At 69.3% G+C, this 7,582-nt stretch carries 7 protein-coding genes; 5 read left to right on the plus strand and 2 right to left on the minus strand.

The window, feature by feature from the left end:
• The first annotated feature begins 161 nt into the window (after positions 1-161).
• On the plus strand, positions 162-944 hold the full coding sequence (locus AB0F29_RS38595) for a hypothetical protein (RefSeq protein ID WP_361882804.1): 783 nt from the start codon (positions 162-164) through the stop codon (positions 942-944).
• Here the strand turns inward: AB0F29_RS38595 and AB0F29_RS38600 are convergent.
• A complete protein-coding gene (locus tag AB0F29_RS38600) occupies positions 907-3,213 on the minus strand; it encodes a tetratricopeptide repeat protein (protein ID WP_361882806.1) in 2,307 nt (768 codons plus the stop codon). The genes AB0F29_RS38595 and AB0F29_RS38600 overlap by 38 nt on opposite strands.
• Before the next feature lie 814 nt (positions 3,214-4,027).
• On the opposite strand from AB0F29_RS38600, the gene AB0F29_RS38605 reads away from it, so the two are divergent.
• The 3 genes from AB0F29_RS38605 to AB0F29_RS38615 all read left to right on the plus strand — a co-directional run bounded on the left by AB0F29_RS38605 (position 4,028) and on the right by AB0F29_RS38615 (position 6,360).
• The gene (locus AB0F29_RS38605) at positions 4,028-5,029 is read left to right on the plus strand and encodes a DUF6192 family protein (RefSeq protein WP_361882809.1); all 1,002 of its coding nucleotides are present in this window, start codon (positions 4,028-4,030) and stop codon (positions 5,027-5,029) included.
• 2 nt (positions 5,030-5,031) lie between these two features.
• On the plus strand, positions 5,032-5,451 hold the full coding sequence (locus AB0F29_RS38610; protein ID WP_361882812.1) for a RacP protein: 420 nt from the start codon (positions 5,032-5,034) through the stop codon (positions 5,449-5,451).
• A 75-nt stretch (positions 5,452-5,526) separates the two neighbouring features.
• Complete coding sequence (locus tag AB0F29_RS38615) at positions 5,527-6,360, plus strand: IS5 family transposase (protein ID WP_361882815.1); 834 nt, start codon at positions 5,527-5,529, stop codon at positions 6,358-6,360.
• Here AB0F29_RS38615 and AB0F29_RS38620 read toward each other — a convergent pair.
• Positions 6,296-6,955 (minus strand): GNAT family N-acetyltransferase, encoded by a 660-nt coding sequence (locus AB0F29_RS38620; RefSeq protein WP_361882818.1) that lies wholly within the window; start codon positions 6,953-6,955, stop codon positions 6,296-6,298. The genes AB0F29_RS38615 and AB0F29_RS38620 overlap by 65 nt on opposite strands.
• 142 nt (positions 6,956-7,097) lie before the next feature.
• Between AB0F29_RS38620 and AB0F29_RS38625 the strand changes: the two genes are divergently transcribed.
• A partial coding sequence (locus AB0F29_RS38625) for a phosphotransferase (protein ID WP_361882820.1) occupies positions 7,098-7,582 on the plus strand: 485 nt, incomplete at its 3' end.

Here is a 7,582-nt window from a genome sequence, read left to right on the forward strand (position 1 = left end):
TGTGGTGACTGATGGCCTTCTCCCAGACAACGCCTTCACGCACGGGTGGGTTCAGGGCAGAACGCGGGCAAGTCCCTGCCGGGAGGCGGACAGTTTTACCTGCGCGGACCAGATGCCTGGACTACCGTCGCCGTCTCGAACAGCAGCCGCCCGGGGGCCTGATGGACACACCGACCAACACCATCCTCACCGTGCTGCTTGGCGAGTACGGCTTCACCCACCGGTCCCTGGCCGACGAGGTCAACCAGGTCTCCGGGCGCATCTTCGGACGTCCCGGGGCGGCCACCGACCGGGACGTACGCCGGTGGATCTCCGGCACCGTGCGGTGGCCGACCGGCCGCTACCTTCTGGCTCTCGCCGAGATTTTCGACCGGCCGCCCGAGGCCATGGGATTCGTGCCGCGCGGCCGCACCAGCCGCCTGCCCGCCCCACCCTCCTCGGTGCGGCCAGGGCAGGAGGAACCCGTGAAACGCCGCGCATTCCTGACCGCGTCCACCGCCACGACCCTCACCCTCGCGCTCCGCCTGGAGGACACCCCAGTGCGCGGACGCCTCACCATGGCGCACGCCGACCGCGTCGCCGCGACCATCGGCCGACTCGACGCCCACTTCACCGCGATCGGCGGCGGCGCCCTCCTCACCGCCGCCACCACCTACATCGACCGCCTGCGTAACACGGTCGACGGCTGCACCTACGGCCCCCGCGTGGAGCAGGCCCTGCACCGCACGCTCAGCGACCTGTACTCCTCCGCCGGACGGGCCGCCTACGACGCCGGCGACAACGCAACCTCCCGGCTCCACCACACCGCCGCTCTCCGGTCCGGAATCCTGGCGAAGGATGGACGCGTGCAGGCCCGCGCCTGGTCCGGCGAGTGCCATATCGGTCGGAGGGGTGTCGCAGTATCTGTCAGTGTGGGGACGGCGTTCCGGCGGATATGTGTGTGAGGGCGGCGAGTTGGGCGCTGGCTTCGGTTTGGAGGGGGTGGTGGTGCGCGGCGAGGGTGTGGAGGGCGGCGGTCAGGGCTGTGCGGGCTTCATCTGTGCGATGGAGGGCGTGCAGGACGCGTCCGAGTTCGAGCTGGACGGGTCCGCTGCGGGCGGGGGAGTCCGTCTGTTCGAAGAAGGTGAGGGCTTGCCTCAGGAGGGGTTCGGCTTCTTGCCAGCGGGCGAGGGCGGCGTAGGTGTTGCCGAGCTGACGCTGGGCGAGGGCCTGGTAGGTGGCGAGCAAGTGGGGGGAGAGACCGGGGTGACGCTGCTGGCACATGGTGAGGCTGTTCAGGTGGTGCTCGAGGGCTTCGCCGGCGCGGCCGTGCTGGCGCAGGGCCTCGCCGAGTGTGTTGAGGGTGGTCAGTTCGGCGAGCCGGGCCTGGGGCGCGGGGTTGGTGTGGTGGCAGGCGGCTGATGCGCGGAGCCGGGTGATGGCCTGGTCCATGTGTCCGAGGCGGCGTAGTGCTCCGGCGCCGTATCCGAGGGCCCAGCCGGTCTGGAGGGGGTCGTCGCATGCGTGGGCTGCTTGGAGGGCGGCGTCGGCGGCTTCGAGGGCGGCGGAGGGGTTGTGGGCGCAGATGCTGTGGGCCCAGGCGAGGTAGTTGAGGTGGGCGGCCTCGTCGCGTGTGCTGCCGATGGCGCGAGCCGTGTTGGCGGAGTGCTGGAAGACGTCAGTCCACTGGGCCCAGTGCTGGGTGAGGTCGGAGAACCAGTGCATGGCCGCGGCGGTGTCGATGACCTGCTGGTTCCATCCTGCGGTGCGGGCGTGGTGGAGGGCGGAGAGCCAGTGGTCCCGTTCGGCTTCCAGCCAGGCACGGGCCTGGTCGCGGTTGGCCGGGGCCGTGGCGGGGTCGGGGTCACCGGCCGGAGCGCGGTGGTGCTCGCTGTCGAAGTGGAGGGCTGCGGCGGTGGCGCGGGCGAGCATCCAGCGGGCGGTGCGGTCGAGGGCCGCGTCCAGGGTCGCCGGGTCGTCGGCGGCGAGTTGTTCGGTGGCGAAGAGGCGCAGGAGGTCGTGGAAGCGGTAGCGCTCGGTGGTGGGGTGGGGCTGCAGGAGTCCTCGGTCGCAGAGTTCCTCCAGCCCGAGCTGGGCGTCGCGGAGCGGGACGCCGGCGAGGAGGGCAGCGGCCTCGGGACTGATATCAGGTCCTGCGGCGAGGGCGCAGCGCCGCAGAAGCCGTTGGGAGACGTGGTCGAGTTGCTGGTAGGAGAGGGCGAACGCGGACCGGACCTTGAGGTCGCCCGTCTGGAGCAGGTCGAGGCGGCGTTCTTCCCGGTTGAGGAGGGCGGCGAGTTTGGCCAGGTTCTCGTGGGGGCGGGCGGCGAGGCGCTGTCCGGCGATCCGCAGGGCGAGAGGCAGGTGTCCGCAGCGGTCGGCAAGATCGCGGGCGGCCTGCGGCTCCCGGGCGACCCGCTCCTCGCCCACGATCCGGGTGAGCAACTCGACAGCTTCCTCGCGCCGCAGGAGAGGAAGGTCGATGCGGTGGACGGCTTCGAGGCCGGTGAGGCTGTTGCGGCTGGTGATGACGGTGAGGGAGGTCCCTGAGGTGGGGAGGAGGGGGCGTAACTGGGACTCGTCGGTGGCGTTGTCGAGGACCAGGAGCAGACGCCGGGGGGCTGCCAGGGAGTGGAACAGCGCGGCCCGGTCCTCCACGGCCCGGGGCACGCACCGGCTGGTCACGCCGAGCGCTGCCAGCAGCCGGGCCAGTGCGTCGTCCGGCCGGATCGGCTCGCTGTCCATGGCGCGCAGGTCGAGATACAACTGCCCGTCGGGGAAGGCGGGGGCGAGGTGGTGGGCGGCGTGGACGGCGAACGCCGTCTTCCCTAGACCGGCCGTGCCCGTGACAACGGCCACGGAGGCCCCGGTGGACGGTGCGGAGTCGGCCAGGGCAGTGAGGGTGGCTAGGGCGTCGCGGCGGGCGGTGAAGTCGCCGGTGTTCCGCGGCAGGGAGAGGATTCCGGGCGCGGCCGGGCCGGTGGCCGGGCGGGGTCGGTGCCGGCCGGGGGCGGCGGCTGCTTCGAGGGTTAGGGTTTCGTCAGGGTTCAGCCCCAAGGCCCGGGCCAGGGCGTGGACGGTACGGCGCTGCGGCCCCGTGGTGTGGCCGCTCTCCAGGTAGGCCAGCGTGCGCACACTCACCCCCGCTGCGAGCGCGAGCCGCTCCTGGCTTAGTGCTGCGCGCAGCCGCAGCGTGCGCAGGAGCTGCCCGAAGCCGTCGGGCGTACTGGTCATGATCTGGCCTCCTCACTGACCGCGCACGGGACGGTCTGGAGCTGATCTTCCTGCAAAAGTAGCGCGGGGCCTACTTTTGCGGGTTGTTCTGCCTGGTGGCGGCGGGCGGCCCCGGTGTGGAATGAGGGCAGGGCCCCACCGCTTCCCACGTGTGGCAGGGGCATCACGGCGCGCCCCTGCCGGGGCCTGATCGAAAGGTGTCCTCCCGCCGTCCTTTGCGGGCCTCAGCTATCTCCGGCACAGCCGAGTCTTTGTGACGGTGAATTCCCGCGCGTTTCCTCAGAACTCGTTTCTGATCCCCTGTTGACGAGTAGCCTGAGTCCTACGCTGGTGCTGTGTTTCAGGACGTCGGCGGGGCTGGGCAGAGGGTCTGTGAGGGCTGTGGTGAACGGCTGAGGCCGGATGCCCGGCCGCACGCGGTGTTCTGTTCGGCGGCGTGTCGTTCCAGGCAGTGGCGGCTGCGGCGCCGGTTGCGACGCCGCCTGGCGGCGGTTCGCGGTGAGGGCGACTTGAGGTCGTGCCCGGTCTGCGGGGCGGGCTGGGCGGCGGGGGTCGACCGGAGTGTGCGGGCGGTCTACTGCTCGAAGCGGTGCAAGGTGGCTGCCTGGCGGCTGCGGAAGGAAACGTTCGGGACTCGGTCACAGTGACCGTGAGGCGAACACTTCAGCAAACTAGATTCGGTCGTGTTCGGTCGTTTTCTATCTTTTGTTGCGATCTTCCTACTTCTGGTCTGACTCTCCGTGGGGGGCGCGGAACCGGTCCATCGCGGCTCGAAGTGCCGTGCCGGTGAACGCAGTTGGATGGTGAGTGCACCATGGCGGAGGAGAACAGCAACGTCGGAGAAGTGACTCTGTCCCGCTACGAGCAGATCGTGGCCGAGTTGCGGGACGTGGTCGAACAGCAGACGCGCGGGCAGTTCACGATCGGGGACCGCGCCCTAGAGATCGAGCCGATGCGGGAGACGGGCGGCGGGGTGCCGACCGACCCGGAGTGGTCGGTGACCGCGACGCTGACGCGGCTGGCCGAGGACATCGGCCTGAAGTTCAGCACGGTGAAGTCGGCGAGGTGGACGTCTTCGCGCTGGCCGGCCGATCGTCGTCAGCCCGGAGTGTCCTTCACCGTTCACCGGACGCTGGCGTTCATCGAGGACGAGGAGGAGCGGTTCGCCGTCATCCTCACTCCGCCCGAGGGCAAGACCCGGTGGGTACCGGACGACGCCCGCCGCTACGTGGGCAACCAGGTCGAGACGCCCGTTACGCATCAGGAGAAGATCACCGCTATCCACTCCCTGGCCCAGGACGACCAGGTCGCCGCGGCGGTGACCAGCGTGTTCCTGAAACGTCCGGAGGTGACGGCCTCGGTCACCCCGGTGGACAGGGCCCGGGTGGTGGAGGAGTTCACCCGCGACGAGGGCGTCGCCACCACGGCGGCGACGAACCTGCTGCGGCGGCCGGATGTCGCGTTCAAGGCGATGAGCGACGACCATGCCCGTTTCCAGGTCAACCATGCCCAGAATGAACGCTCCCGACAAGCCCGCGAGCACTTCGAGGACACCAGCCCGGTCGCCCCGGCGGTCCGCAACATTGACCGGACGGTGGAGTTCCTCGACCTGGTGACCGCCTGCCACGCGTTCGTCGCCGCGGCCGGCCGCACCGTCCCCGGCCTGCGGGACCGGACCTTGTCCGAGGACGAGTCGGTGATCGTGCACCAGAACGTGGCCAAGGTGAGGGCTACCTTGGACTGGATCGAGACCGCGGTCGACACCGGCAAGGTCGACATGGACGACGAGCTCGCGGCCATGCTGCGGGGCGAGTAGTCGTGCCACGCGCCTCCCGGCGCAAGGGAGACGCCGCCAGACGGCACGCGGACACGGTCCGCTTCGTCCTGTTCGAGGCCCGCCCGGCCGGGCTGGAGTTCCACCAGCTGGTGCGGGCCAGCGCGCTCTCTCCGCACCAGGTCCGCTCGGGCCTGGCCGCGCTGAAGGATGAGGCCGCGTCCAAGGGCTGGCCACCGCTGATCTGGACCCGCGCCGACGGCTACCAGCTCGGCGCGGAACGGGCCGCGCTGGAAGCCTACGAACGGCAGGTGGTCGGCGAGAAACTGACCCAGTTCCGCCGGTTCATCACCGGCACCGTCGCCCCGCACGCCGCCACCCACCCGAACGACAAGTGGGTACGGCACATCGTCGCCCAGCTCAACTCCATCGAATCCACCCTCGACCTCATCGCCTCTGCCTGACCCATCCACCCCTGGCGGGGGCCGGACGGCTTCGCCGTCCGGCCCCCGCACCCATGTCTGGAGGCACCGGTTGTCATGCGCGGCCGCCGCTATCCCACCGACACCACCGACACCGAATGGGCGCTGATCGAACCGCTGTTACCCGTTCCGGCGTGCGACACCGTGGCCGGCGGCCGCCCCGAGAAGCACCCGCGGCGGGAGATCGTGGACGCGATCCGCTACGTCGTGGACACCGGCTGCAAATGGAGGGCTATGCCAGCGGACTTCCCGCCTTGGCGCACGGTTTGGGGCTTCATGGCCCGCTGGGCGGCCGCCGGCATCGTCAACCAGATCCGTGACCACCTGACCTCACGCATCCGCCGCGAGCTGGGCAAAGGCCCCCGGGCCGTCGCCACGGTCATTGACTCCCAGTCCGTGAAGGCCGCCGAGACCGTCTCCCGGGCGACCCGCGGCTACGACGCGGGCAAGAAGATCAACGGCCGCAAACGACACGTCGTGGTCGACACACGGGGCCTGCCGCTGATGGTAATGGTCACCCCCGCCTCCCTCAGCGACCGCGACGCAGCGAAGGAGATCCTCTTCCGCCTCCGCCTCACCCACCCAGAGATCACTATTGTCTGGGCCGACTCCGCCTACGCGGGCAAGCTCGTCACTTGGGCGAAAGGGCGACTGAACCTCACCATCAAACCGGTCAGCCGCCCCAAGGACACTTCCGGCTTCGTCGTCCTGCCCCGCCGCTGGGTCGTCGAACGATCACTCGCCTGGATGATGCACGCCCGCCGGCATGCGAGGGACTACGAACGCCTCATCCAGCACTCCGAAACCCTCATCACCTGGGCAGCTATCACGCTGATGACTCGGCGTCTGACCCGTCAGCCAGCAGCACACCAGGCTGCCGGGCGGCGTTGACAGACCACACCCCCTGCCGAACACGGGCGTGCAGGTGCATGTCATGCCAGCCATCCGCATGCAACAGCGCGTCGCGGCGGACGCCCTCCTGTGTGAACCCCGCCCGCTTCGCTATCCGGCAGGACGCGGGGTTGGTCACCGAGTGCCCGAGTTCGATGCGGTGGAAGCCGGCTTCTCCCAGAGCCCAGTCAGTTACCGCAGCCACAGCGCGGGAACAGACACCGGCACCTCTTGCCCAAGGGGCGGTCCAGTACGAGATCTCGGCTTGACCGCCCATCAGGACCAACGACGAGAGGGAGACCCGACCGAGCAACATGTCGTGGGCGTCCACGACAGCCCAATGCGCCCCCGTCTCGTCCCGCCAACCTCGCTGCCACTGGGTGATCCACTCCCGAGCTTCTTCTTCAGAGTCGGCTCGCCGCAGGTGCCAACGCTGGATCGCCGGGTCCTGGAAAGCCTTCACCACGCCAGCGGCGTCTTTGGGTAGCCACGGCCTCAACAGCAGCTCACCCTCCACCGGCAGAGACGGCTGAGCAGACGCTGCGAGACAACCAACGGCCATCAGCGGAGAAACCAAGGCAGGCATGAGCAGCATGATCTCAAATACACCGACTGCTATCAACGAACAGTCCTTGGGATCAGAAACAGGTACTGAGCTTGTTCTTTAACCTCCGCCCCTACTCTGACGCTCCCCAAATTGGGGTGACCATGGCGAGCTGGTCCGACACACTGGTTCGATGCGGCGCGATGATGAGCAGCCTTTGTCCGGTGGCAACGTCAGTGAGGGTGTCGTTCGCGTCGGGGACACCGTTCGCCGTCCGGCCGGACCATGGACCCCCGCTGTGCATGCCCTGCTTGCCCACCTGCACGAAGTGGGATTCGGCGCGGCACCTCGTCCGCTCGGCATTGACGATCAGGGGCGTGAGGTCCTGGCCTTCATGCCGGGAGATGTGGTCTGGCCCGACCGGTTTTCGCTGGTCGACCCCGCTCGACAACTGGCTCGCGTTGCACGGTTGATCCGGGACTTCCACGATGCCGTGCAGGACTTCACGCCGCCTTCCGATGCGCGGTGGCAGACGCCGATCCCCGCTGAGGGCGATGACATCATCGCCCATAACGACCTGGCTCCCTGGAACCTCGTGGTCGCCGACGAGGCGCGGTGGGCCTTCATCGACTGGGACGGTGCAGGTCCCGGCTCGCGCCTGTGGGATGTCGCCTACGC

It is taken from the genome of Streptomyces sp. NPDC026589, assembly GCF_040638385.1.
Lineage (GTDB): Bacteria > Actinomycetota > Actinomycetes > Streptomycetales > Streptomycetaceae > Streptomyces.